At 72.5% G+C, this 22,713-nt stretch carries 25 protein-coding genes; 5 read left to right on the plus strand and 20 right to left on the minus strand.

Annotation, left to right across the window (positions count from 1 at the left end; translation table 11 throughout):
• Nucleotides 1-19 precede the first annotated feature (19 nt).
• On the plus strand, nucleotides 20-502 hold the full coding sequence (locus ACW62_RS01710) for a GNAT family N-acetyltransferase (RefSeq protein WP_053202339.1): 483 nt from the start codon (nucleotides 20-22) through the stop codon (nucleotides 500-502).
• Here the strand turns inward: ACW62_RS01710 and mnhG are convergent.
• The 8 genes from mnhG to ACW62_RS01750 all read right to left on the minus strand — a co-directional run bounded on the left by mnhG (nucleotide 484) and on the right by ACW62_RS01750 (nucleotide 9,416).
• Nucleotides 484-852 carry a monovalent cation/H(+) antiporter subunit G gene (gene mnhG / locus ACW62_RS01715; protein WP_053202340.1) on the minus strand — a complete coding sequence of 123 codons (369 nt, stop codon included), beginning with the start codon at nucleotides 850-852 and terminating at the stop codon, nucleotides 484-486. The two genes, ACW62_RS01710 and mnhG, sit on opposite strands and share 19 nt — an antisense overlap.
• A complete protein-coding gene (locus tag ACW62_RS01720) occupies nucleotides 849-1,121 on the minus strand; it encodes an MrpF/PhaF family protein (protein ID WP_046769471.1) in 273 nt (90 codons plus the stop codon). Before ACW62_RS01720 ends, mnhG begins: the two co-directional genes overlap by 4 nt.
• Nucleotides 1,118-1,699, minus strand: coding sequence for a Na+/H+ antiporter subunit E (locus ACW62_RS01725; protein WP_205629075.1), 582 nt, complete (start codon nucleotides 1,697-1,699; stop codon nucleotides 1,118-1,120). The genes ACW62_RS01720 and ACW62_RS01725 overlap by 4 nt, the downstream gene beginning before the upstream one ends.
• Nucleotides 1,696-3,294, minus strand: coding sequence for a Na+/H+ antiporter subunit D (locus ACW62_RS01730; protein WP_053202341.1), 1,599 nt, complete (start codon nucleotides 3,292-3,294; stop codon nucleotides 1,696-1,698). The genes ACW62_RS01725 and ACW62_RS01730 overlap by 4 nt, the downstream gene beginning before the upstream one ends.
• Entirely contained in the window at nucleotides 3,294-3,770 is a 477-nt protein-coding gene (locus ACW62_RS01735) for a Na(+)/H(+) antiporter subunit C (RefSeq protein WP_053202342.1), read from the minus strand. Before ACW62_RS01735 ends, ACW62_RS01730 begins: the two co-directional genes overlap by 1 nt.
• Nucleotides 3,767-6,676 (minus strand): Na+/H+ antiporter subunit A, encoded by a 2,910-nt coding sequence (locus ACW62_RS01740; protein WP_053202577.1) that lies wholly within the window; start codon nucleotides 6,674-6,676, stop codon nucleotides 3,767-3,769. The genes ACW62_RS01735 and ACW62_RS01740 overlap by 4 nt, the downstream gene beginning before the upstream one ends.
• A 90-nt stretch (nucleotides 6,677-6,766) precedes the next feature.
• Nucleotides 6,767-7,171, minus strand: a complete 405-nt coding sequence (locus ACW62_RS01745; protein ID WP_053202343.1) for a hypothetical protein — start codon at nucleotides 7,169-7,171, stop codon at nucleotides 6,767-6,769.
• Nucleotides 7,172-7,316: 145 nt separating this feature from the next.
• Nucleotides 7,317-9,416, minus strand: a complete 2,100-nt coding sequence (locus ACW62_RS01750) for a DNA gyrase/topoisomerase IV subunit B (RefSeq protein ID WP_053202344.1) — start codon at nucleotides 9,414-9,416, stop codon at nucleotides 7,317-7,319.
• Between the two features lie 266 nt (nucleotides 9,417-9,682).
• On the opposite strand from ACW62_RS01750, the gene ACW62_RS01755 reads away from it, so the two are divergent.
• Nucleotides 9,683-9,901, plus strand: coding sequence for a DUF7455 domain-containing protein (locus ACW62_RS01755; protein WP_053202345.1), 219 nt, complete (start codon nucleotides 9,683-9,685; stop codon nucleotides 9,899-9,901).
• A 5-nt stretch (nucleotides 9,902-9,906) separates the two neighbouring features.
• Here ACW62_RS01755 and ACW62_RS01760 read toward each other — a convergent pair whose 3' ends face one another.
• Together ACW62_RS01760 and ACW62_RS01765 are read right to left on the minus strand one after the other, a co-directional pair.
• Nucleotides 9,907-10,323 (minus strand): SRPBCC family protein, encoded by a 417-nt coding sequence (locus ACW62_RS01760; RefSeq protein WP_053202346.1) that lies wholly within the window; start codon nucleotides 10,321-10,323, stop codon nucleotides 9,907-9,909.
• Between the two features lie 11 nt (nucleotides 10,324-10,334).
• Entirely contained in the window at nucleotides 10,335-10,658 is a 324-nt protein-coding gene (locus ACW62_RS01765; RefSeq protein ID WP_053202347.1) for an ArsR/SmtB family transcription factor, read from the minus strand.
• 59 nt (nucleotides 10,659-10,717) lie between these two features.
• On the opposite strand from ACW62_RS01765, the gene ACW62_RS01770 reads away from it, so the two are divergent.
• On the plus strand, nucleotides 10,718-11,134 hold the full coding sequence (locus ACW62_RS01770) for a hypothetical protein (protein ID WP_053202348.1): 417 nt from the start codon (nucleotides 10,718-10,720) through the stop codon (nucleotides 11,132-11,134).
• Here ACW62_RS01770 and ACW62_RS01775 read toward each other — a convergent pair.
• The gene (locus tag ACW62_RS01775; protein WP_053202349.1) at nucleotides 11,088-11,684 is read right to left on the minus strand and encodes a rhomboid family intramembrane serine protease; all 597 of its coding nucleotides are present in this window, start codon (nucleotides 11,682-11,684) and stop codon (nucleotides 11,088-11,090) included. The two genes, ACW62_RS01770 and ACW62_RS01775, sit on opposite strands and share 47 nt — an antisense overlap.
• Before the next feature lie 70 nt (nucleotides 11,685-11,754).
• Between ACW62_RS01775 and ACW62_RS01780 the strand changes: the two genes are divergently transcribed.
• A complete protein-coding gene (locus tag ACW62_RS01780; protein ID WP_053202350.1) occupies nucleotides 11,755-11,937 on the plus strand; it encodes a hypothetical protein in 183 nt (60 codons plus the stop codon).
• 114 nt (nucleotides 11,938-12,051) lie between these two features.
• On the opposite strand, the gene ACW62_RS01785 is transcribed toward ACW62_RS01780, so the two are convergent.
• The 5 genes from ACW62_RS01785 to ACW62_RS01805 all read right to left on the minus strand — a co-directional run bounded on the left by ACW62_RS01785 (nucleotide 12,052) and on the right by ACW62_RS01805 (nucleotide 17,267).
• Complete coding sequence (locus ACW62_RS01785; protein WP_083459022.1) at nucleotides 12,052-12,789, minus strand: arginase family protein; 738 nt, start codon at nucleotides 12,787-12,789, stop codon at nucleotides 12,052-12,054.
• A gap of 75 nt (nucleotides 12,790-12,864) precedes the next feature.
• Nucleotides 12,865-14,376, minus strand: a complete 1,512-nt coding sequence (locus tag ACW62_RS01790; RefSeq protein WP_053202352.1) for an RNA polymerase sigma factor — start codon at nucleotides 14,374-14,376, stop codon at nucleotides 12,865-12,867.
• 124 nt (nucleotides 14,377-14,500) lie between these two features.
• Nucleotides 14,501-16,105, minus strand: coding sequence for a SpoIIE family protein phosphatase (locus tag ACW62_RS01795; protein ID WP_053202353.1), 1,605 nt, complete (start codon nucleotides 16,103-16,105; stop codon nucleotides 14,501-14,503).
• Between the two features lie 167 nt (nucleotides 16,106-16,272).
• Nucleotides 16,273-16,896 carry an HhH-GPD-type base excision DNA repair protein gene (locus ACW62_RS01800; RefSeq protein WP_053202354.1) on the minus strand — a complete coding sequence of 208 codons (624 nt, stop codon included), beginning with the start codon at nucleotides 16,894-16,896 and terminating at the stop codon, nucleotides 16,273-16,275.
• Complete coding sequence (locus ACW62_RS01805) at nucleotides 16,857-17,267, minus strand: universal stress protein (protein ID WP_053202355.1); 411 nt, start codon at nucleotides 17,265-17,267, stop codon at nucleotides 16,857-16,859. The genes ACW62_RS01800 and ACW62_RS01805 overlap by 40 nt, the downstream gene beginning before the upstream one ends.
• A 97-nt stretch (nucleotides 17,268-17,364) precedes the next feature.
• Here ACW62_RS01805 and ACW62_RS01810 point away from each other — a divergent pair, with 97 nt between their 5' ends.
• The gene (locus ACW62_RS01810) at nucleotides 17,365-18,696 is read left to right on the plus strand and encodes a DNA polymerase IV (RefSeq protein WP_053202356.1); all 1,332 of its coding nucleotides are present in this window, start codon (nucleotides 17,365-17,367) and stop codon (nucleotides 18,694-18,696) included.
• Nucleotides 18,697-18,989: 293 nt separating this feature from the next.
• Here ACW62_RS01810 and ACW62_RS01815 read toward each other — a convergent pair whose 3' ends face one another.
• From ACW62_RS01815 to ACW62_RS01830, 4 genes are read right to left on the minus strand one after another with little or no spacing between them, the layout of a single operon-like run.
• Nucleotides 18,990-19,595 (minus strand): response regulator transcription factor, encoded by a 606-nt coding sequence (locus ACW62_RS01815; protein ID WP_053202357.1) that lies wholly within the window; start codon nucleotides 19,593-19,595, stop codon nucleotides 18,990-18,992.
• Nucleotides 19,592-20,809, minus strand: a complete 1,218-nt coding sequence (locus tag ACW62_RS01820) for a sensor histidine kinase (RefSeq protein WP_240477216.1) — start codon at nucleotides 20,807-20,809, stop codon at nucleotides 19,592-19,594. Before ACW62_RS01820 ends, ACW62_RS01815 begins: the two co-directional genes overlap by 4 nt.
• 31 nt (nucleotides 20,810-20,840) lie before the next feature.
• A complete protein-coding gene (locus ACW62_RS01825) occupies nucleotides 20,841-21,650 on the minus strand; it encodes an ABC transporter permease (RefSeq protein ID WP_053202359.1) in 810 nt (269 codons plus the stop codon).
• Entirely contained in the window at nucleotides 21,647-22,579 is a 933-nt protein-coding gene (locus ACW62_RS01830; RefSeq protein ID WP_053202360.1) for an ABC transporter ATP-binding protein, read from the minus strand. The genes ACW62_RS01825 and ACW62_RS01830 overlap by 4 nt, the downstream gene beginning before the upstream one ends.
• Between the last annotated feature and the right edge of the window lie 134 nt (nucleotides 22,580-22,713).

Here is a 22,713-nt window from a genome sequence, read left to right on the forward strand (position 1 = left end):
CGTCCTCTACCCTCGAACCGTGCCGCACACCTTCCGCGCCCCAGCCGCCACCGACGAGGCCGCCCTGCTGCGGCTGAACAACGACCACGCGCTCGAGCTGTCCGAGCTGACCGCCGACGAGTTCCGCGAGCTGCTGAAGGTGGCCTGGCGGGTCCGCGTCACCGGCGACCTCGACGCCATGGTCGTCGCGTTCGACCAGGACACCGTCCGGTCCAGCCAGAACTTCGACTGGTTCAAGGCCCGCCATCCGCGCTTCGCCTACATCGACCGGGTCGTGGTGGCACCGGCCGCCCGCGGCCAGGGGCTGGCCAGGGCGCTCTACGAGGACGTCATCGCGGCGGCCCGCGCCGAGGGCCAGTCGCTGCTGTGCGCCGAGGTCAACCTCGACCCGCCGAACCCGGCCTCCGACGCGCTGCACACGTCCATGGGGTTCACGCCGGTCGGCTCCGCCGCGCTGGTCGACCGGGACAAGTCGGTGCGCTACTACTCCCGTCCGCTCTGATCCCCCGAGCCCGACTCCGCCTCCAGCGCCGGCGTCAGCTCGTCGACGAGCAGGGTGTCGCGACGGACGGCGCCGCGCCGGTAGGCGGCCCGGCCGACCATGTGCGCCGCCACCGGGGCGGTCATCAGCTGGAACATCGCGACGGCCAGCAGCATGCCGACCTCGCTCCAGTCGCGCAGCCGCAGCCCGACGCCGACGAGGATCAGCAGCAGGCCGAGCACCTGCGGCTTCGTGCCGGCGTGCATGCGGCTGAGCAGGTCCGGGAACCGGATCAGGCCGATCGCGGCGACCAGCGAGAGCACGCACCCCGCCAGCAGACAGACCGCGGACACGACGTCGAACCAGGTCACGAGCCCTCCCCCTTGTCGTCGTGGGCGGCGAAGCGGGCGACGCTGACCGAGCCGACGAAGCCGACCAGCGACAGCACGACCAGGATCGGCAGCGTGGTGGCGTGCCGGTTCAGCGCCGCCTCCAGGCCGAGGCCGGCCACGACGATCGCGATCAGCACGTCCATCGCGACCACCCGGTTGAGCATGGTCGGGCCGACGGCCATCCGCGTCAGCACCAGGACGGCGGCGACGCTCAGCATGGCGGCACACACCCAGATCACGACGGTCATCGGCTCGCCTCCACGTCGGCCCGGTACGCGGCCAGTTCCTCGTCGGACGCCAGCGCCAGCATGACCCGCTCCTCCTGCCGCAGCGCCCGCCGCCGCGCCACCTCGACGTCGTCCGCGTCACGCACGCCGAGGACGTGCAGGAACAGCGTCGACGTCGACCGGCGGGCCTCGACCACCAGGCTGCCGGGGACGAGCGACAGCAGCTCGGCGGTGAGCGTCAGGTAGAGGTCGGAGTGGCTGCGCAGGTCGACCTCGATGACGGCGTTCAGCGGCTGCTTCCCGGGCCGCAGCGCCTGCGCCACGACCTGCGCGCTGGCCACGAACAGCTCGACCACGAACCAGCCGATCAGCACGACCAGCCCGCGCACCCGCAGCTTCCCGCCGAACACGATCGGCGGCAGCGGGAACACCAGGGTGACGATGACGGCGACGACCAGCCCGGACAGCACGTTCGTCACCGTCAGGCCGCCCCACAGCAGCACCCAGACGGCGGTCAGCCCGATCAGCATCGGCCACTGCACGCCGGTGCGCCGCGACGGCACGTCGCCGGGCAGGTCGTCGGACGCTTCGCTGGTCACGGTGCACCTCCCGGCAGTACGGCCTCGATGTACGGGGTGCGTTCACGCAGGTCGGCGGCGGCGCGGTCGGTGAGGCCGAACAGCGGCCCGGCGAACACCGTCAGCGCGACGCCGACGACGAGCAGGACGGCGGCCGGCCCGGCCATCCCGGCCCGCATGGCGACCTTGGCCACCTTGCCGGAGACCCGCCGCGTGTCGGTCCGCACCGGCTTGCCGTGCAGGTCCGTCGTCGCCCCGCTGGCGACGGCCTCCGCCTCCTCGTCCGTCTCCGGCAACGGCGGCTGCCAGAACGCCCGGTTCCACGCCTTCGCCATGGCGTACAGCGTCAGCAGGCTGGTGACGACGCTGCCGGCAACCAGCGCGTACGCCAGCCAGCTGCCGTTGTCGACGCCGGCCTGCATGAGCCCCAGCTTGCCGAGGAACCCGGAGAACGGCGGGATGCCGGCCAGGTTCATCGCCGGGACGAAGAACAGCAGCGCCAGCACCGGCGACAGCCGCGCCAGCCCGCCGAGCCGTTCCAGCGACGTGCTGCCGCCGCGCCGCTCGATCAGCCCGGCGACGAGGAACAGGTTGGTCTGGATGACGATGTGGTGCACGACGTAGTAGATGGCGCCGGACAGGCCGTCGTCGCTGGCCAGGGCCACTCCGAAGACCATGTAGCCGATATGGCTGACCAGCGTGAACGACAGCATCCGTTTGAGGTCGTCCTGCGCGACGGCGCCGAGGATGCCGATCACCATGGTCAGCAGCGCCGCCCACAGCAGCAGGTCCGACAGCGGGCTATCGGGGAACAGCAACGTCTGCGTCCGGATGATCGCGTAGACGCCGACCTTCGTCAGCAGCCCGGCGAACACCGCGGTGACGGGCGCCGGCGCGGTCGGGTAGCTGTCCGGCAGCCACGCCGACAGCGGGAACACCGCCGCCTTGATGGCGAACGCCGTCAGCAGCATCAGCTGCAGCATCAACGCCACCCCGGACGGCAACTCGTCCAGCCGCACGGCCAGCTGGGCCAGGCTGACGGTGCCGGTGGCGGCGTACACGAGCGCCAGCGCCGTCAGGAACACGATCGACGAGGCGAGGCTGACGACGACGTAGGTGCTGCCGGCCCGGATCCGGTCGGCCGTGCCGCCCAGCGTGAGCAGCACGTACGACGCGGCCAGCAGGATCTCGAAGCCGACGTACAGGTTGAACAGGTCGCCGGACAGGAACGCGTTGGACACGCCCGCGACCAGGATCAGGAAGGTCGGATGGTAGATCGACAGGGGCGTGTCGGGCCCGTACTCCACCAGGCCCTGGCTCAGCGAGTACAGCATGACGCACAGCGCCACGACCACCGACACCAGCAGCATCAGCGCGGACAGCCGGTCGGCGACCAGCGAGATCCCGATCGGGGCGGGCCAGCCGCCCACGTGCATGACCTGCGGGCCGTCGGCGTCGGCGCGGGCCAGCAGGACGGCCGCGATGCCCACTACGAGGGTGAGGACGACGACGCTGACCACGCGCTGCGCCCGGGCCGAACGGCCCAGCGCGAGCGCCAGCCCGGCGCCGAACAGCGGCAGCACGACGGGCAGCGGAACCAGTGCGGAGGCGTCCATCAGCGCTCCCCCTCCGGTCCGACGCCGGCCGGCTCGCCCTCGGCGGACGGGTCATCGGCGCCTTCCTCGTCCATCGTGCCGCCGGCGCTGTCGTCGTAACTGGACGACACCTCGTCACGATCGGCGCGGCGGCGGATCGAGGCGTCCTCGACGTCGTCCTGGACCTCGTCGTTGCCGTTGAGCTGCCAGGCCCGGTAGGCCATGGCCAGCAGGAACGCCGTCACCCCGAGGGTGATGACGATGGCGGTGAGCACCAGCGCCTGAGGCAACGGGTCGCTCATGTCGTCGACGTCGTTGAGGCCGACGATCGGGGCTCGCCCGGCCGGCCCGGACGCCACCAGGAACAGCGTGTTGACGCCGTTGCCGATGAGGATGACGCCGACCAGCACGCGGGTCAGGCTGCGCTCGAGCAGCAGGTACACGCCGGCGGCGAACAGCACGCCGACCACGACGATCAGGACCAGGTTCGGGCTCATCGCACCCCCTCCGCGGACTCGATGGACTCGCCGGCGTCGGCGTCGTCGCCGGCCTGCTTGTCGATGCCGCCGCCGAGGCTGCGCAGTACGTCGAGCATCAGCCCGACGACGACGAGGTAGACGCCGATGTCGAAGAACAGCGACGTCACGAAGTGCACCTCACCCACCAGCGGCAGCGAGAAGTCGACGATGGCGCTCTGCAGCACGTCGCCGCCGAAGGCCAGCGGCACCAGCCCGCTGCCGGTGGCGATGAACAGCCCGATGCCCAGCACCAGGCCGGCGTCGACCGGCGCGGCCTCGTTCAGCTCGTGCCGGCCGCCGGCGAGGTAGCGCACCATCAGCGCCAGCCCGGCCACCAGGCCGCCGGCGAACCCGCCGCCGGGCGAGTTGTGCCCGACGAACAGCAGGTAGATGGAGAACACGATGACGACGTGGAAGGCCAGCCGGGTGACCACCTCGAACAGGATCGAGCGGCCCTCGGGCGCCACGGTGCGCCCGGCCCGCAGCCACAGGTTGCGGTGCGGACGGCGATCGGTCGGGGGCGTCGGCGCGCTGGCGATCGCGTCGTCGGGGCGCCACCGCCCGGTGCGGCCGGTGATGAGGAAGATCAGGCTGGCCACACCGGTCGCGGCGACGACAAGGACGGAGATCTCGCCCATCGTGTCCCACGCCCGGATGTCGACCAGCGTGACGTTGACGATGTTGTAGCCGCCGCCGTACGACACGGCCGGCTCGGCGAACCCCTCGGACACCGGCTCGGCCGTCCGCGCGCCGGACGCGGCCAGCGCCAGCCCGGCCATCACCACGCCGACGGCGACGCCGAGCCCGACCCGCCACCAGCGCGACTTCGTCAGCGGCCGGTCGGAGAAGTACGGCGGCAGCCGGCGCAGCACCAGCACGAAGATCACCAGCGTGACGGTCTCGACCAGCACCTGGGTGAGCGCGAGGTCGGGCGCGCCGTGCAGGATGAACAGCATCGCCATGCCATAGCCGGTGCCGCCGGCCAGCAGCACCGCCTTCAGCCGGCGCCGCGACCGCGCGGCGATGATCGCCGACGTGATCATGATCGCGCCCACGACGGCCTGCCCGACGCTGTCCCACGCCCGCACGCCGGGGACGTCCGCCCACAGCTGCTGCGCCATCAGCACGCCGCCCGGCACCACGACCACCACCAGGAAGATGACGGCGAGGTAGCTGGGCAGCGAACCGCGCTGGGTGGCGCCGGTGACCTCGACGGCGAGCCGGTCGACGCCGCGCATGATCGTCCGGTACGACGCCTCGGCGTCGGTGCGCGGCGCCAGCGCCGCCTCGACCCGGTCGACCCGGTCGCGCCAGCGGAACAACAGGATGCCCACCAGCACCGACGCGATCGACAGCAGCAGCGCGGCGTTGACGCCGTGCCACAGCGCCAGTTCCGGCTCGTGCGCGCCCTCCGGGAACAGCGCGGCGTACGGCTCCAGCAGCTCGGTCTCGGCCGGGCCGAAGAAGCCCAGCGCCAGCCCGCCGAACGCGAGGACGACCGGCGCGGCGGAGAACGCCGCGGTCGGGAACCGGCAGGCGGACGACTCGATCGGCGCGACGCCCGGCTTCACGGCGAACGCACCCCAGACGAACCTGATGCTGTAGGCCGCGGTCAGTGCCGAGCCGACGGCCAGCCCGGCGACCAGCGCCCAGCCGGCGAACGTCCCGATGCCGGTGCCGTCGCCGGTCTCGGCGATGTCGAGGGCGGCGGCGTACGCGGTCTCCTTCGCGACGAACCCGGCCAGCGGCGGGATGGCCGCCATCGACGCGGCCGCCAGGATCGACGTCACCAGGAGCAGCGGCAGCCGGCGGCCCAGCCCGGACAGCTCGCGCAGGTCACGGGTGCCGGTGGCGCGGTCGACCAGGCCGACGACCAGGAACAGGGTCGCCTTGAACAGCGCGTGCGCCACCAGCATCGCGACGCCGCCCATCGCCGCCGACCGGGTTCCGGCGCCGACCAGCACGATCAGGAAGCCGAGCTGGCTCACCGTCCCGTACGCCAGCAGCAGCTTGAGGTCGGTCTGCCGCAGCGCCCGCAACCCGCCCAGCAGCATCGTCAGCACGCCCAGGGTCAGCAGCAGCGGCCGCCACGGCATCAGCCCGGCGAACGCCGGCGCGAACAGCGCGACCAGGTACACGCCGGCCTTCACCATCGCGGCCGCGTGCAGGTAGGCGCTGACGGGGGTGGGTGCGGCCATGGCGCCGGGCAGCCAGAAGTGGAACGGGATCAGCGCCGACTTCGACACCGCCCCGATCAGCACCAGCACGACGGCGACGGTGACGGCGTCGCCGCCGGGCGGGTTCGCCAGCACCTCCGAGATCTGGTAACTCCCGGCCGCCTGCCCGATGACGATGACGCCGACCAGCATCGCCAGCCCGCCGAACGTCGTCACCATGAGCGCCTGCATGGCCGCGCGCCGGTTCGCCTTACGCTCCGGGTTGTGCCCGATGAGCAGGTACGACAGGACCGTCGTCAGCTCCCAGAACACGTACAGCACCAGCAGGTCATCGGCCAGCACCAGGCCGAGCATGGCCGCCGCGAACGCCGTCAGCAGCCCCGCGAACCGCGGCAGGCCGGCGTCGTCACGGCGGAAGTAGGACGCGCAGTACGCCAGCACCAGCGCACCCACGCCGGTGACCAGCAGCGTCATCACCCAGGTGAGGGTGGTGAGCCGGAACGACAGCTCCAGCCCCAGCGACTCGACCCAGCGCACCCGCTGCTCGACGGCGCCGCCGTGCCGGACCTCGCCGGTCATCGCGACGGCCCAGACGAACCCGGCGGCGGGTACGGCGGCCAGCACCAGCAGCGCCTTGCGGCGCAGCCAGGCCACCAGGGCAGGCGCCAGCGCCGCGGCGACGAAATGCGCGGCGATCAGGGCCAGCATCATGAGCGGCTCTCACGGTCGGACACGGGAAACCCTTCGATGGTGCCGCCTGCGGAGCGTCGCAGGGGCACATTCGCACGGACGGGACGGTCAGGCGGCGACGGGTTCGGGAGGGGCGCGGCCGTCTGCCGTGCCGGCGGGGGCCGGCGCGGCGGGCCGCGCGGTGGTGTCGCGGACCGTGTCCGCCGTGGTGGGCGCCTGGCCGGCGGGTGCGTCGTCGAGGACGACGACGGCGGAGTCGGGGCCGGCGTGGTCGCCGGTGGGTGCGTGGCCGTCGTCGACGGTCTGCCGGGTGGCGTCGTCGAGCAACTGCTGATCGCCGTCGATGCGCGGCAGCGAGTTGGGGGTGATCTCGGCGGCCGGGTGGATGGCCGGGCCGATGCCGCGGACGGTGTCGGTGCCCGCGCTGACCATGGCCGCCGCCAGCACGACGAGACCGGCGGCGAGGAGGGCGGCGACGACATCCCGGAGCACGGTTCGGGAGGCGGTGACCATGTGTCCCACCTCCCCCTGGCTGCTCGTTCGTGCCCACCTTACCGGTGCGGAGGCCCGCCTCCGGACCGCGCGAAGCACTGGATGCGCCCGTCACCAGGGCGGCTGGACACTATTCCGATCAGAAGGGTGAGGAATCTCCCAGCGGTCAGGCGTCGATGCGGGCGCGGTCGAGCTCGGCGGCGCCGGCGATGATGAACTCCTTGCGCGGCGCGACGTCGTTGCCCATCAGCAACTCGAACACCCGCTCGGACTGCTCGGCGTCCTTGGCGTTGATGCGCCGCAGCCGGCGGTGCCGGGGGTCCATCGTCGTCTCGGCCAGCTGCTCGGGGTCCATCTCGCCGAGACCCTTGTAGCGCTGCGGGGTCTCCTTGACCCGGACGCCCTTGCGGGCGAGCTCGCGCAGGGTGCGGTCGAGGTCGGCGTCGGTGTACGTGTAGACGTACTTCTCCTGGCCCTTCTTCGGGTTGGACAGCTCGATGCGGTGCAGCGGCGGCATGGCGGCGAACAGCCGGCCGGCCTCGACGAACGGGCGCATGTACCGGTAGAAGAGCGTGATGAGCAGGGTGCGGATGTGCGCGCCGTCGACGTCGGCGTCGGTCATCAGGATGACCCGGCCGTAGCGGGACTGGTCGAGGTCGAACGAGCGGCCACTGCCGGCGCCGAGCACCTGGATGATGGCGGCGCACTCGGCGTTCTTCAGCATGTCGGCGACGGACGCCTTCTGCACGTTGAGGATCTTGCCGCGGATGGGCAGCAGCGCCTGGTACTCGGCGTCGCGGGCCGACCGGCCGGTGCCCAGCGCGGAGTCGCCCTCGACGATGAACAGCTCGGACCGCTCCAGGCTGTTGGACCGGCAGTCGACCAGCTTCGTCGGCAGCGAGCTGGTCTCGAGTGCGTTCTTGCGACGGACCGTCTCCTTGTGCAGCCGGGCCGCCACCCGGGCCTTCGCCGCCGCGACGACCTTCTCCAGCAGCGCCGCGGCCTGCGCCTTGTCGCCACGCTTGGTGGACGTCAGCAGGGCCTTCAGCTCGCGCTCGACGACGGTGGAGACGATGGAGCGCACCGCCGCGGTGCCGAGCACCTCCTTGGTCTGGCCCTCGAACTGCGGTTCGTCGAGGCGGACGGTGACCACCGAGGTGAGCCCCTCGAGGACGTCGTCCTTGTCGATCTTGTCGTTGCCGGCCTTGAGCCGGCGCGCGTTGACCTTGATCTGGTCGCGCAGCGCCTTCAGCAGGCCCTGCTCGAAACCGGTGACGTGGGAGCCGCCCTTCGGCGTGGCCACGACGTTGACGAACGAACGGCCGACGGTGTCGTAGCCGGTGTCCCAGCGCAGCGCGACGTCGACCTCGCAGACCCGCTCGGTGTCCTTGCTGACCAGCTGGCCGTCGTCGTCGAGGACGGGGACGGTCTCGCGGAAGGTCTGCTCGCCGGTGAGCCGGAGCACGTCGGTGACCGCCGCGCCCGGGCTGAGGAACTCGACGAACTCGCTGATGCCGCCGTCGTGCCGGAACGTCTCCTCGACGACGTCGTCGGCCCGCTCGTCGCGGACCACCAGCTGCAGCCCCGGCACCAGGTACGACGTCTGGCGGGCGCGGGAGATGAGGTCGTCCCACGAGTAGGTGGCGTCGGCCAGGAAGATCTGGCGGTCGGCGTAGAAGCGGACCCGGGTGCCGGTGACCCGCTTGGCGACCCGGCCGGTGATGCGCAGCTCGGAGTGGTCGGTGAACGGCGCGAACGACCCCTTGGGGCCGTCGCCGTCCCACACCCCGGGCTCGCCGCGCCGGAACGACATGGCGTGCGTGCGGCCGCTGCGGTCGACCTCGACGTCGACCCGCACCGACAGGGCGTTCACGACGCTGGCGCCGACGCCGTGCAGGCCGCCGGTGGCCGCGTAGGAGCCGCCGCCGAACTTCCCGCCGGCGTGCAGCTTGGTGTAGACGACCTCGACGCCGGACAGGCCCGACTTCGCATGGGTGTCGACCGGGATGCCGCGGCCGTTGTCGCTGACCGAGGCCGAGCCGTCGGCGTGCAGGACGACCTCGACGCGGTCGCAGAACCCGCCGAGCGCTTCGTCGACGGCGTTGTCGATGATCTCCCAGAGGCAGTGCATGAGGCCGCGGGAGTCGGTCGAGCCGATGTACATGCCGGGCCGCTTGCGCACGGCCTCCAGCCCTTCGAGCACCGAGAGGTGGCGGGCGGTGTAGTCGCCACCTGCGGTCGGGGCCTCGGCGCGCTGGACGGTCACGTGTCGGTTCCTCCTTGCGGTGAGCACATGCGCTGCCAGCGTATGCCCTGCCACCGACGGAACCCGCGCAGGCGCGCTGGCGGGACCTCGTCCGAACGTGTTGACGACTCGATCAGGTGACCAGTGTCACAGCCGCGTCGATTACGCGCAGAGCGAACCATCGACCGCTCGAGATGCGGGAACGTCTGGGGGTGGTTACATGTTGGTACGGATGCACGACACCACCGGTTCCATTCGGTGGACCAACGATCAGGAAGGCAGGCGACGTGACTACTACGGCTCTCGCTACCAGCCCTCTCAAGGCCACTGACCGCTGCGACAGCTGCGGCGCCCAGGCGTACATCCGCGTCGTCCTCAAGGAGGGTGACCTCCTCTTCTGCGGTCACCACGGCCGCCGGCACGAGGCGAAGCTCCGCCCCGTCGCGCTCGAATGGCACGACGAGACCGACCGCCTCACGCCGCAGCCCACCCCCGTCACCGACTGACTTTCTCACTTTGCAGGCCCGGCGGCCGCCTCGTTCGCGAGGCGGCCGAGCATTATCCGCCAGCCGTCGGTGGTCTCGCCGCGCAGCGTCGCCGGCAGACCATCGTGGCGGAGGTCCACGATGGTGCCGGTCCCGTCCGGCCGGAGCCTGATCTCCACCCGCGAGCCGCCGGGCGCGACGTCGGGCACGCCGGGCGCCGGCTCCCAGCCGAACGTGAACACCAGCCGCTCGTACGGCGCCAGCTCCACGAACTCGCCGCGCATCACCGGGTCCGGCCCGCCGTCCATCGCGACGCGCAGCAGGCCGCCGGGGCGTGGATCCGCCTCGGCGCTGCCCCACCAGCGCTGGAGAAGTTCCGAGTCGGTGAAGAAGGCCCAGACCCGCTCCGGCGGCGCGTCGATGCGGATGCTCTGCTCGATCACTCGTTCTCCACTCATCGTCGGGGACTGGCGTCAGCCTCGCGGTCGGCTTCGACCACACCCTTGAGCCGGCGCAGCTGCGCCGACCACATGCGTTCGATGAACCCCGCCGCGTCGTCCAGGCCCTCGGGACGCAGCGCGTAGAGCCGGCGGTTGCCGTCGCGGCGCACGTCCACCAGACCGGCGTCGGCGAGCACCCGCAGATGCTGCGACACCGCCGGCCGGCTCATCGCCGGGAACCGCGTCGCGATGTCGCCGGCGCTGCGCTCGCCGTCGCGGACCAACTCCATGATCGCCCGCCGGGTGGGGTCGGCGACCGCCCGCAGTGCGTCGTCCACGTCCCCTCCCCGTTAGGCTGTGTAAGAAGTTGCTTACACAGCCTAGCTTGGGAGAGACCATGAAGGAACTGGACGCGCTGGTCGGCGCCTGGCGGTCGAGCGGCGAGACCGTCGGCGACCCCGTGCTGCGGATCGAGGGCAGCGACGTGTACGAGTGGCTGCCCGGCGGGCACTTCCTGCTGCACCACGTCGACGTCACCCTCGACGGGCGGCGGTACCAGGCGCTGGAGGTGTTCGAGGGCGACGTCGCGCGCTCCTACGACAGCGACGGCGCCACCGGCACGATGACCGTCGGGCTGGAGTCGCCCGGGGTGGTGCTGCTGGCCGGGCCCGACACGCGGGCGCGGCTCGTCGTCGGCGCGGACCGGATGGACGCGCGCTGGGAGCGCCTGGACGACGGTCAGTGGCGGCACTGGATGGACATGCGGTTCACGCGGGACTCTTCGCCGCGCTCCCCCGCAGCAGCCACGCCATGAGGACGCCGGCCAGGGCGCCGAACAGGTGGCCCTGCCACGAGATGCCGGGCTGGCCGGGCAGCACGCCGACCACGATGCCGCCGTACATCAGCACCACGATGACCGCGACGACCACGGCAAGCGCCCGGCGACTAAACACGCCCCACGCCACCAGGAACGCGGCGTAGCCGTAGACCAGCCCGCTGGCGCCGATGTGCACGCTGTTCGGCGACGCCGCCAGCCAGGTGGCGAACCCGCCGACCAGTGCGACGCCGATCGTCACCGGCCAGAACCGGCCCGTCGTCATGGCGATGAGGCAGCCCAGCACCAGGAACGCGCCGGTGTTGGCGATCAGGTGGCCGAACCCGCCGTGCAGGAACGGCGCCGTGACGATGCCGACCAGACCCTCGGCGTCGTGCGGGCGGATGCCGTACTGGTCGAGGTCGACGCCCGGCAGCGAGTCGACGATCTCCTCGGCCCACATGAGCAGCACGAGGACGAAGACCGGCAGGGTGGCCGCGAGGGCCGGCGGCACGGATCGACGCGGCGTCAGCTGGCCCGAGGACGACATGCCGCCAAGTGTATGCGGGGGTCTAGAACGGCAGGGCGGCTCGCACCCGCGCGGCCGCGCCGTGCCCGTCGTGCCAGGTGCAACCGAGGCCGACTGCGGCGACCCGCAGCTCGACACCGCCCTGGCAGAGCACGACGGCGAGCTCTACACCGAGGTCGACGAGACCAACGACGGGTCGAACGCGTTGTTCGCGGGGTTCGGCGCCCGCCGGATCAGCGGCAACATCGAGATCGTCCACCGCCGGTCGGCCTAGCTTGGCACGCCTGGCCACGCTCTTGGCAAGGCTGACCGTCACTCCAGTGCCCGATTCGTCCCGATCTCCCGCATGGCCAGGCGTGCCAAGGTGCCCGCACCCACGCCCTCGTGCTCAGAACGGCAGTGCGGCGCGGACCCGCGCGGCCGCGCCGTGCCCGTCGTGCCAGGTGCAACCGAGGCCGATGGCGGCCACCCGTCCGGTGCCGAGGACGCGGCGCACCGCCTGGCCCACGTCGCTGGCCGACGGCCCGCCGGGGGCGGGGAACAGCAGGCCCGGCAGCAGGTCACCGTCGACGACGTCGAGGTCGAGGTGCAGGTAGACGGGGCCGGGCGGCACAGCGTCCGCGTCGAGCTCGGCGGTGAAGACCTGCCGGACCTCCGACGCGGTCAGGTAGTCGCGCTCCGGCGGGTCGAGGTCGCGCCCGTCGACCAGGACGATGCGGTCCTCGGGCACCGGCGTCATCCCGAGCCCGTCGGCGAGCAGCTCCGGCCGGTAGCCGGCCAGCATGCGCAGCGGCATCCCGCCCAGATATCCCGACGCCGTCGTCTCCAGCGTCTGCACGTCGCCGTGCGCGTCGAACCACACGACCGACGGCGGCGCACCGGTCGCCCGCTGCACGCCCGCGACGATCGCCTGCGAGACCATGCAGTCGCCGGACATCACCAGCGGCGCCTCGTCGTCGCGCACCGCTCCCGCCACGAGCTCGGCGACCTCCCCGTACAGCCCGGCCAGCCGCGCCCAGACGTCGTCACCGGCCAGTTCCCGCGTCACCGTCACGTCCGGCTCATACGGCACGTCGAGGCCCGGCCGGTGCTCGTCGAGGTGGTACGGCACGAGAATGCGCGTCATCGGCCGATTGTGTCACCAGCACACGAGAACGGCCCCGGCCCGGGGGTCCGGGCGGGGCCGTCGATGCGTGGAGGATCAGTCCAGGTAGTCGCGCAGTACCTGGGACCGGGACGGGTGGCGCAGCTTGGACATGGTCTTCGACTCGATCTGGCGGATCCGCTCACGGGTGACCCCGTAGACCTTGCCGATCTCGTCGAGGGTCTTCGGCTGGCCGTCCGTCAGGCCGAAGCGCATGGACACGACGCCGGCCTCGCGCTCGGACAGGGTGTCGAGGACCGCGTGCAGCTGCTCCTGCAGCAGCGTGAACGAGACCGCCTCGGCCGGGACGATGGCCTCGGAGTCCTCGATGAGGTCGCCGAACTCGCTGTCGCCGTCCTCGCCGAGCGGGGTGTGCAGCGAGATGGGCTCGCGGCCGTACTTCTGGACCTCGACGACCTTCTCGGGCGTCATGTCCAGCTCGGTGGCCAGCTCCTCCGGGGTGGGCTCGCGGCCGAGGTCCTGCAGCATCTGCCGCTGCACCCGGGCCAGCTTGTTGATGACCTCGACCATGTGCACCGGGATGCGGATGGTGCGGGCCTGGTCGGCCATGGCGCGGGTGATGGCCTGCCGGATCCACCAGGTGGCGTAGGTGGAGAACTTGAAGCCCTTGGTGTAGTCGAACTTCTCGACGGCGCGGATGAGGCCGAGGTTGCCCTCCTGGATGAGGTCCAGGAACAGCATGCCGCGGCCGGTGTAGCGCTTCGCCAGCGAGACGACGAGGCGGAGGTTGGCCTCGAGCAGGTGGTTCTTGGCGCGACGGCCGTCTTCGGCGATCCACTCCAGCTCGTTGCGGAGCTTCGCCGGCATGGTGTCGCCCTGCTCGGCGAGCTTCTCCTCGGCGAACAGGCCGGCCTCGATGCGCTTGGCGAGCTCGACCTCCTCGCCCGCGTTCAGCAGCGGGACCTTGCCGATCTGCTTGAGGTAGTCCTTGACCGGGTCGGCGGTGGCGCCGGCGACGGCGACCTGCTGCTCCGGCTCGTCGGTGTCGTCGTCCTCGGAGAGGATGAAGCCCTCGTCCTCGATCTTGGCTTCCTCGGCGGCCAGCTCACCGGCGTCGGGCTCACCCTCCGTACCGGTGCCGCCCTCCTTCGCCGGCGTGTCGGCCGTCTTCGCGGCCTTCTTGCGGCCACGGCCCTTCGGCGCCGCCGCGGCGGGCTCCTCAGCAAGGCCGGCCTCAGCCGTGTCGTGGACGTCGGCTTTCGCCTTCTTCACCGCCGTTTTCACAGATCCCTCGCCTTTCCTGGCCGCCGGCTCGGACGTCTTGGCTGCCGCGGTCGCCACCGCTGTGGGACGGGTGGACGTTGCCGCGGCAACACGCTTGCGCGGACTCCGCGAGTCCGCCGCCGCTACCTCGACGGTAATACCGGTCGACTTCAAATGCTCGACAACGAACCGGCTCTCTTTCATCGCCAGGTTGGCCGTACCGCACGCGACCCGGACGTCCTCGGCGGTGACCGAGCCCGACTTCCGTCCCTGGGTGACGAGCGCCTGGACCGACGGCAGCTCCAGGATCCGGGCGTTCTTGGTGCTGGGCGAGCTCGACGACACGTACGACCTCTCGATGTCTTGGTTTAGGGGCAGCGCAGTACGCGAGGTGGCGATGGCAACACATCATTGTGGCACAGGGCACGGGTCCCCTTCATCCCGAAAGGCCGCCGTCCACGCCGATGTCTCACCGCCCGGCCCACCGTAGCGCGAGAATCGTCTGATCGTCGGCGGCGCCGTCGATCTGCATGCACCGGACGACCGCGTCGAGCAGTTCCTCGAGCGGCACCCCGCGCTGTTCTTCGAGGCAGCGCAGCAGCTGGGCGAAACCCTCCTCCAGCGAGCGCAGCCGGCTCTCGATCAGCCCGTCGGTGAACGCGATCAGCACGTCGCCGGGCCACAGCCGCACCGACTGCGTCGACCGCGGCTCGGTGACGCCGATCGGGGTGGTGCCGGCGCCGGCGTCGACCAGTTCGACGGCGCCCACCTCGGGGATGCGGATCAGCGGCAGGTGCCCGGCGTCGCCGACGCGGACGGTCCCGTTGATGGGGTCGACCAGCGCATACACGACGGTGACCATCTCGACGGCGTCGTCGCGCTCCACCAGGCGGTCGAGTCCGCCGAGCACCGCCGCGGGGTCGGGGTCGGTGAGCGCCAGCGCCCGCAGCGCCGCCCGCATCTCGCCCATCGCGCTGGCCGCCGTGACGCCGTGCCCCATGACGTCGCCGACCACCAGGCCCAGCTCGCCGTCGGGCATCACCAGGGCGTCGTACCAGTCGCCGCCGACGGAGTGCTCGCCCACGTCGGTGCGGCTGCGCGCGGCCAGCTCCACCCCGGCCACCGTCGGCAGCCGCCGCGGCAGCAGCCCCTGGCTGAGCGACGCGGCCGCCGTCCGCTCCCGCTCGAACAGCCGGGCCCGGGCGAACGCGAGCGAGCACTGCTGGGCGACGGCGCGCAGGAACCGGCACTGGTCGGAGTCGAACGCCTGCTCGGTGGCGAAGGAGAACCGGACGGCGCCGACGCAGCCGTCCTCGCCGGCCAGCGGCAGCACCGCCCAGGCGCGTTCGTCGGTGTGGTCGAGGAACTCGCCGAAGACGGGGTCGCCGGGCGCGGCGGCGCGGGCGCGGTCACGGCTGCCGAGGAACATCGGCCAGCCGCTGCGCAGCACCTCGTCGGTGGGCGTGACGGCCTGGTGCGGCCAGGCGGGAACGGCGTCACCCTCGGCGAGTCCGGTGGTGACGGGGTACGGGCGGGCGTTGCCGCCGATCAGCGTGACGGCGGTGCGCAGCGCCTGCACGTTGCGCCGGCCGATGGCGGCGGCGCCGTCGGCGACCTCGCGCACCGTCACCGCCCGCGACAGCACGTCGGACACCTCCAGCAGCCGCGCGTTGCGGGCCCGGCTGCGGCGCAGCGACGAGATGGCGCGCTGGTGCGAGGTGTCGTCGACGACGAACATGGCCACCTCGCGGCCGCGGCCCTCGTCGACCAGGTACCAGGACGAGTGCAAGTGGTAGGTGTCGGTGCGCCCGGAGACGGCGGGCTCCTCGGTCTCGACGGACTCGCCGGTGCGCAGGACCCGCTCGATCATCTCGTCGGTGTGCGCGGCCAGCTCCGGCGGCAGCACGTCGACCGGCATCCGCCCGAGGTGGTCGGCGATGCCCTTGCCGGAGCGTTCCGCGAGGGCGGCGTTGATGGCGAGGAAGCGGTGCTCCTCGTCGAAGACCGCGAACCCCACGGGTGCGTCGACGCCGGCCAGCGCCCCGAGCAGGCGCTGGGCGTCAGCCGGTCGCATCGCTGCTAGGGGGTGTCGGACGGATATTGGTGGATGCGGGCGGCGTCCAGGCGTCGTCCAGCAAGGCGGAGGAGGAGGTCGATGCGGAGCCATCGGCCGACGACGACAACGCAGCTGGTCGGCGCCTGGGCGTCGATCCGTGCCGCCGAAGATCCGTCCGACACCCCCTAGGCCTTCGCCGCACGCTTGATCTCCCGCTTCGTGGCCCGGACCTGCAGCAGCGTCTCGGCATCGACGACGTCGGCCACCGACCGGGTGGCGCCCTCGGCGCCGTAGTCGCCGGCCGCCTCGCGCCAGCCGTCGGGCCGGACGCCGATCTGCTTGCCCAGCAGCGCGACCATGATCTTGGCCTTCTGCTCGCCGAACCCGGGCAGCGCCTTGAGCCGCTTCAGCAGCTCTTTGCCGGTGGCGGCGTCGGCCCAGATGTTCGTGGCGTCGTTGCCGTAGTGCTCGGCGACGTACGCGGCGACCTTCTGAACCCGTCCGGCCATCGACCCCGGAAAGCGGTGCACGGCGGGCGTGCGGGAGAAGATCTCGGCGAACGCTTCGGGGTCGTGCGCGGCGATGGCCGCGGGGTCGAGGTGGTCGGCGCCCATGCGCTCGGCGATGACGGCCGGGCCCGAGAACGCCTTCTCCATGGGCACCTGCTGGTCCAGCAGCATGCCGGTGAGGAGCGCGAACGGATCTCGGGCCAACAGCGCGTCGGCGTCGGGGGTGCCGGCCAGGTACAGGGTGGTCACGGTTGTCCTTATCAGTCCTCGTCCTCGGCCTTGACGGCCAGGACCGGGCATGGTGCATCCAAGAGGATACGCTGAGCGTTGCTTCCCAAGATCAACTTGCCGACCGGGCTGCGGCGGCGCAGGCCGATGACGATGAAGTCGGCCGCGTTCTCCTCCGCCACGGCGATGAGGTCCTCGGCCACGTCCATGCCGCGCACCAGCTGGCGCACCTCCGCCTCGATGCCGGCGTCCTTCAGCTGCTGGCTGACGGTGGCCAGCTCGGCGTCGGCGCGGATGGCGTCGTCGTCGTCGAAGTCGCGGCCGCCCCGGGCGGAGTTGACGACGATCAGCCGCGCACCGCGCAGCCGCGCCTCCTCGGCAGCCCGGCGCAGTGCCGCCCGGCCCTCGGACTTGGGGACGTAGCCCACGACGATCGCGGTCATCGGAACCTTCTCTCACTCCGGCGTGAACTCCGGTCGCGGCGCAACCGTACCGCAGCCATCGGCGTCGAACGTCGGTGCCGCGTGCGACGATCGGGGCATGCGCGTCCTCCATCTCGACCTGGACGCATTCTTCGCCTCGGTCGAGCAGCGCGACAAGCCGTCCCTTCGCGGCAAACCGGTCATCGTCGGCGGGCTGGGGCCGCGCGGAGTCGTGTCGACGGCGTCCTACGAGGCGCGCGTGTTCGGCGTCCGGTCGGCGATGTCGATGAGCGAGGCGCGCTCGCGCTGCCCGAACGCCGCCTACCTGTCCGGCCGGTTCGGCGTGTACCGGGCGGTCAGCACGGTCGTCATGGCCCGGCTGCGGGCGTTGTCGCCGGTGGTCGAGCCGCTGTCGCTGGACGAGGCGTTCGTCGACCTCGCCGGGAGCGCCGGCGGGGTGCCGTCGACGGCGGATGAGGCGCGGGCGCTGGCCCGCTCGCTGCGATCGACGATCGTCGATGACACCGGCGTGACGGCCTCCGTCGGCGTGGCGGCGTCCAAGCTGATGGCGAAGATCGCCTCCGAGCAGGCCAAACCCAACGGCCTGGTGGTCATCGAGCCGGGCACCGAGCTGGACGTGCTGCACCCGCTGCCGATCCGCGCCCTCCCCGGCGTCGGCCCGGCGACGGCGGCCCGGCTGGCCCGCTTCGGCGTCAAGACCGTCGGCGAGCTCGCCCGCATCACCGAGCCCGACCTCGTCGACCTCCTCGGCGACGCGCACGGCCGCTCCCTCCACCGCCTGTCGCTGGCCCGCGACGACCGGCCGGTCAGCGCCGACCGCGAGTCGAAGTCCGTCAGCGTCGAGGACACCTTCGACCGCGACCTCACCGACCCCGCCCTGCTCGCCGCCATCGTCGCCCGGCTGGCCGGTCGGGTGGCGGAGCGGCTGGCCAAGGCCGGGCTGTCGGGGCGGACGATCACGCTGAAGACGCGGCTGCACGACTTCACCACGCTGTCCCGGTCGGCCACCCTGCCCGCCCCGACCGACGACGTGCGCATGCTGTCGTGGGTGGCGACCCAGCTGCTGTCCGACCTCGACACCGCCGGCGGCGTCCGCCTCCTCGGCGTCGGCGTGTCGGGCCTGTCCGACTGGGTCCAGGACGACCTCTTCGTCTCCGACGCCGCGCCCGCTGTCGTCGCGGCCGACCCGGCCGACCCGGTGGACCAGGTCGAGGAGGTCCTGCACGAACGCCGCGGCTGGTCCCCCGGCATGGACGTCGTGCACGCGGCGCACGGCGCCGGCTGGGTGTGGGGGTCCGGACGCGGCCGGGTCACGGTCCGTTTCGAGACGGCGGCCACCCCGCCCGGCCCCGTCCGCACCTTCGCGGCGGACGATCCCGACCTGGCGCCCGCTCCCCCGCCGCCGCCGGGCGACGTGCTGGTTCCATGATCATCCAGGATCCGACCACGTATAGGGGGTCGGATCCTGGATCATCACGGAAGCCGGGCGGAGCGACGGTTCGCGGCGCGACGTTGTCGGTGCCCGCCCATAGGGTGGGCCCCACCCGGGCCGGGAGGGTCATGCCTACCACGACTCGCACGGCTCGACGCGGCGACGGCATGGAGCGGGAGGAGTCCGCTCCGACCGTGCGCGGCCGCCGATGGTTGGCGGATGACTGGCGCCCTGGGCCCACCAAACCGCCAACCACGAGCGGCCAGCGTCCCGGCCAACCAACAACAGCCTCAGATCCACCCATGACGCCGGGCGACGTGGACGGCCTCGTGCCGGTTCGCGGCGCCGAGCTTCGACGCGGCGGAGGAGAGGTAGTTCCGCACGGTCCCGGGGGTCAGCGCCGCCCGCCGAGCGATCTCCTCGACCGGCGCGCCCTCGGCCGCCAGTTCCAGCACGTCGGACTCTCGCGCCGTCAGCGGGCTGTCGCCGGCGCTGATGGCCTCGGCGGCCAGTTCCGGGTCGACGTAGCGGCCGCCGTCGTGGACGGTCCGGACGACCTGGGCCAGCACCGACGCCGACACGGTCTTGGGGAGGAAGCCGCCCACTCCCCCGGCGAGCGCCCGCTTGAGGTACCCGGGCCGGCCGTGGCTGGTGACGATCATCGTGCGGCACCCCGGCACGGCCACGTGCAGTTCGGCCGCCAGCGCGATGCCGTCGCGGTCGGGCAGCTGCAGGTCCAGCACGGCGACGTCGGGGGTGAAGGTGCGGGCCATGGCCAGGGCCTCGTCGGCGGTGGCGGCCTCGGCGACGACCTCGATGCCGTCCTCCAGCGACAGCAGCGCCCGCAGCGCGGACCGGATCAGGTTCTCGTCGTCGGCGAGCAGGACACGGATCACGACGCCACCTCCGACGGCACCCGGGCGGAGAGCCGGAACCGGTCGCCGTCGAGCCGGTCGGCCGTCAGCGAGCCGCCCAGCTCGGACAGCCGCTCCACCAGCCCGGACAGCCCGGACCCGGCGCCTCCCGCCGGTGAACGCGCGCCGTCGTTCTCCATGGTCAGCGTGACGCTCCCGGCGGACCGCGCGACGGTGATGAGGCAGGTCGACGCGGAGCTGTGCCGCAGCACGTTGGTGGTGCCCTCGCGGGCCACCCAGCCGAGCACCGCCTGCACGTCGGGCGGCAGCGGCGACACCTCGCCGACGACGCGGGTGGCGACGCCGGCCGAGCGCAGGACGGAGCGGGCGCCGGCCAGTTCGGTGGTGAGGTCGACCTCGCGGTAGCCGCGCACCACCTCGCGGACCTCGCGCAGCGACTCCTGGGCGATGTCGCGCACCGCCATCATCTCGTCGCCCGCGTCGTCGCGGCCGCGGCGCGACAGGGCGGCGGCCAGCTCGCTCTTGACGGCGATGACGGACAGGTTGCGGCCCAGGATGTCGTGCAGGTCGCGGGCGAACCGCAGCCGTTCCTCGGCGACGGCGAGGTCGGCCTGCACCTGCCGGGACCGGTCCAGCTCCCACACGATGCCGAGCATCCACACCGACGCCCGGAACGCCGACCAGCCGCCGAGGTAGGCGAACACGGCGGCCAGCCCGGTGCCGAGGGCGCTGGGCCGCGGCCAGTCGCTGACGTACGCGACGCCGGCGATCACGGCGCCGAACAGCAGCGCGAGCAGGGTCAGCCGCGGGCTGTCCAGTCGCGGCGTCAGCACCCCGACGGTGAAGCCGGACACCATGATGACGGCGAACTGCGTCGCGACGGCGCCGCTGACGACACCGGGCTCCGGCGGCGCCATCCAGCCGAACGCCGCCACCGCCGCGCCCGCCACGCACACCGTCGCCGCGAGCAGCGCCACCGTCCACCGGTACGGCCAGACGCCGCGGCCCAGGTACCAGGCCAGCCCGCCGCGCAGGACGACGACGCCGATGCCGGCGTGCGCGGCGGCGAGGGCGACGAAGACGCCGATCGCGGCGGCCGAGCCGAGGTCCTCGCTGGACGACGCGATCAGCAGCGCCACCAGCGGCTCGGCCGCCAGCATGGAGTACAGGGTGCCGCGGGTGTAGAGGTCGAAGCGCTGCGGCGCGCTCCGCTCCTCCCACCACCGGCTCACCATCGACACGGGCATCAGCTTGTCACGCGCGGCCTCAGCCTCGCGGCTCCCAGCGGAACCAGCGCCGCAGCGCCCACACGCCGATCGCGATCCAGGCCACGAGGATCGCGGCCGGGACGGCGGCCTCGGACCAGCTGGCGCCGAACCCGACGGTGTCGCCGTCGCGGGTCTGCCCGGTCAGGCCGAGCTGGACGAGGTCGACGACAGGGGTCAGCGGGATGAACCGGACGACCTCATTGACGCGCTCGGGCACGGACTCGGCCGGCATGACGACGCCGGAGAAGATCAGGCTGCCCATGCAGAGGAACAGCACCGGCAACGTGCTGACCTGCGCCATCTCGACGTTGCGGGTGATCGCGGTGGACGCGGCGGCGAGCAGCACGAACATCACCACGCCGGCGGCGACGGCCAGCAGCGCGAGCGGCACGTTCGGCGGCGTGTCCAGGCCGAACGCGACGGCCGAGACGGCCGCGGTCAGCACGACCTGCGCCACCGCCACGACGATCGACGGCAGCGCGGTGCCGGCCAGGATCTCGCCGTCGCGCAGTTCGCCGACCCGCAGCCGCTTGAGCACCAGCTCCTCGCGCCGGGCCACGTACGCCGACACCAGGTTGTAGTAGACGACGTACAGCAGCGCGAACCCGGTCAGCATCGTCACGACGACGGCGCCGAGCGGCAGGTCGGTCTCCTCGCCGAAGCCGATCGAGCTGAGCACCGCCACCGTGAGCACCGGCAGCGCCAGCGCCGTGAACATCGCCGTGCGGTTGCGCACCAGCAGCCGCAGCTCCGCCGCCGCCAGCGCGCGCACCCGGCGTGCCGACCCGGCCGTCAGGACGGCGCTCATGCCGCCACCTCCGCTCGCTCGGTCTCCACGCCGTCCGACGACGCCACCGCCAGGAACGCCTGTTCCAGCGACGCCGGCCGGGCGGACAGGTCGCGCAGTTCGACGTCGTGGTCGCGGGCCCACACCAGCAGCCCGGTCAGCGTCGCCTGCATGGTGCCGGTGTGCAGCTCGACCCGCCGCCCGTCATCGACGGCGAACGTGCCGGGCAGCTCGGGCAACCGGTCCCGCGGCACGGACGGCGGCAGCGTGAACGACACCGTCGCCGGCTGCGACGCGACGACCTCGGCGACCGTGCCGGTGCGGACGATGCGGCCCTGGTGCATGATCGCCAGCCGGTCGGCCAGCTCCTCGGCCTCGTCGAGGTAGTGGGTCGTGAGCAGCACCGTGACGCCGTCGTCGAGCAGCGTCCGCACCAGCCGCCAGGTGTTGCGCCGGCTCTCCGGGTCCAGCCCGGTGGTCGGCTCGTCCAGGAACAGCACCTCCGGGCGGGCCAGGACGGCCAGCGCGAGGTCGAGCCGGCGCCGCTCGCCGCCGGAGAGCTGCTTGACGGCGACGCCGGCGCGATGCGCGAGGTCGACCAGCTCCAGCGCCTCGGCGACCGGACGGGGCCGGGTCAGCGTCCCCGCCCACATCGTCGCCGTCTCCGCCGCCGTGAGGTCGGCCGGGAAGCCGCCCTGCTGCAGCATGACGCCGATGCGCGGCCGGACGGCGGCGCGGTCGGCGTAGGGGTCGCGGCCGAGCACGCGGACCCGGCCGCCGGCGGGCCGGGCCAGTCCCTCGACCACCTCGAGGGTGGACGTCTTGCCGGCGCCGTTCGTGCCGAGCAGCGCGAACAGCTCGCCCCGCGCGACGGAGAACGTCACGCCGCGCACCGCCTCGTAGTCGCCGTAGCTGCGGCGCACCCCGGAGACCTCGATGACCTCAGCCATGTCGCCCTCCTCGGGCCGCCTGGAATGGTTCGATGTTCGCCATGACCCCATCGTGGCCGGGGCACGCGGCCAGATCCGGTGGGCGATGTCACCGGCCTCGATGACCGATGCGGGGCCGGCCCATGACGAATGTC

Origin of the sequence: Jiangella muralis, assembly GCF_001270745.1 — a bacterium.
GTDB lineage: Bacteria > Actinomycetota > Actinomycetes > Jiangellales > Jiangellaceae > Jiangella > Jiangella muralis.

Coding starts and splice junctions, on each gene's coding strand:
- ACW62_RS01720 (WP_046769471.1), bottom strand. CDS start 1,121: ATGACCGTCGTGATCTGGGTGTGTGCCGCCATGCTGAGCGTCGCCGCC.
- ACW62_RS01730 (WP_053202341.1), bottom strand. CDS start 3,294: ATGGACGCCTCCGCACTGGTTCCGCTGCCCGTCGTGCTGCCGCTGTTC.
- ACW62_RS01735 (WP_053202342.1), bottom strand. CDS start 3,770: ATGAGCCCGAACCTGGTCCTGATCGTCGTGGTCGGCGTGCTGTTCGCC.
- ACW62_RS01740 (WP_053202577.1), bottom strand. CDS start 6,676: ATGCTGGCCCTGATCGCCGCGCATTTCGTCGCCGCGGCGCTGGCGCCT.
- ACW62_RS01745 (WP_053202343.1), bottom strand. CDS start 7,171: ATGGTCACCGCCTCCCGAACCGTGCTCCGGGATGTCGTCGCCGCCCTC.
- ACW62_RS01770 (WP_053202348.1), top strand. CDS start 10,718: ATGAAGGAACTGGACGCGCTGGTCGGCGCCTGGCGGTCGAGCGGCGAG.
- ACW62_RS01775 (WP_053202349.1), bottom strand. CDS start 11,684: ATGTCGTCCTCGGGCCAGCTGACGCCGCGTCGATCCGTGCCGCCGGCC.
- ACW62_RS01785 (WP_083459022.1), bottom strand. CDS start 12,789: ATGACGCGCATTCTCGTGCCGTACCACCTCGACGAGCACCGGCCGGGC.
- ACW62_RS01795 (WP_053202353.1), bottom strand. CDS start 16,105: ATGCGACCGGCTGACGCCCAGCGCCTGCTCGGGGCGCTGGCCGGCGTC.
- ACW62_RS01800 (WP_053202354.1), bottom strand. CDS start 16,896: ATGCCCGGTCCTGGCCGTCAAGGCCGAGGACGAGGACTGATAAGGACA.
- ACW62_RS01805 (WP_053202355.1), bottom strand. CDS start 17,267: ATGACCGCGATCGTCGTGGGCTACGTCCCCAAGTCCGAGGGCCGGGCG.
- ACW62_RS01810 (WP_053202356.1), top strand. CDS start 17,365: ATGCGCGTCCTCCATCTCGACCTGGACGCATTCTTCGCCTCGGTCGAG.
- ACW62_RS01820 (WP_240477216.1), bottom strand. CDS start 20,809: ATGGTGAGCCGGTGGTGGGAGGAGCGGAGCGCGCCGCAGCGCTTCGAC.
- ACW62_RS01825 (WP_053202359.1), bottom strand. CDS start 21,650: ATGAGCGCCGTCCTGACGGCCGGGTCGGCACGCCGGGTGCGCGCGCTG.
- ACW62_RS01830 (WP_053202360.1), bottom strand. CDS start 22,579: ATGGCTGAGGTCATCGAGGTCTCCGGGGTGCGCCGCAGCTACGGCGAC.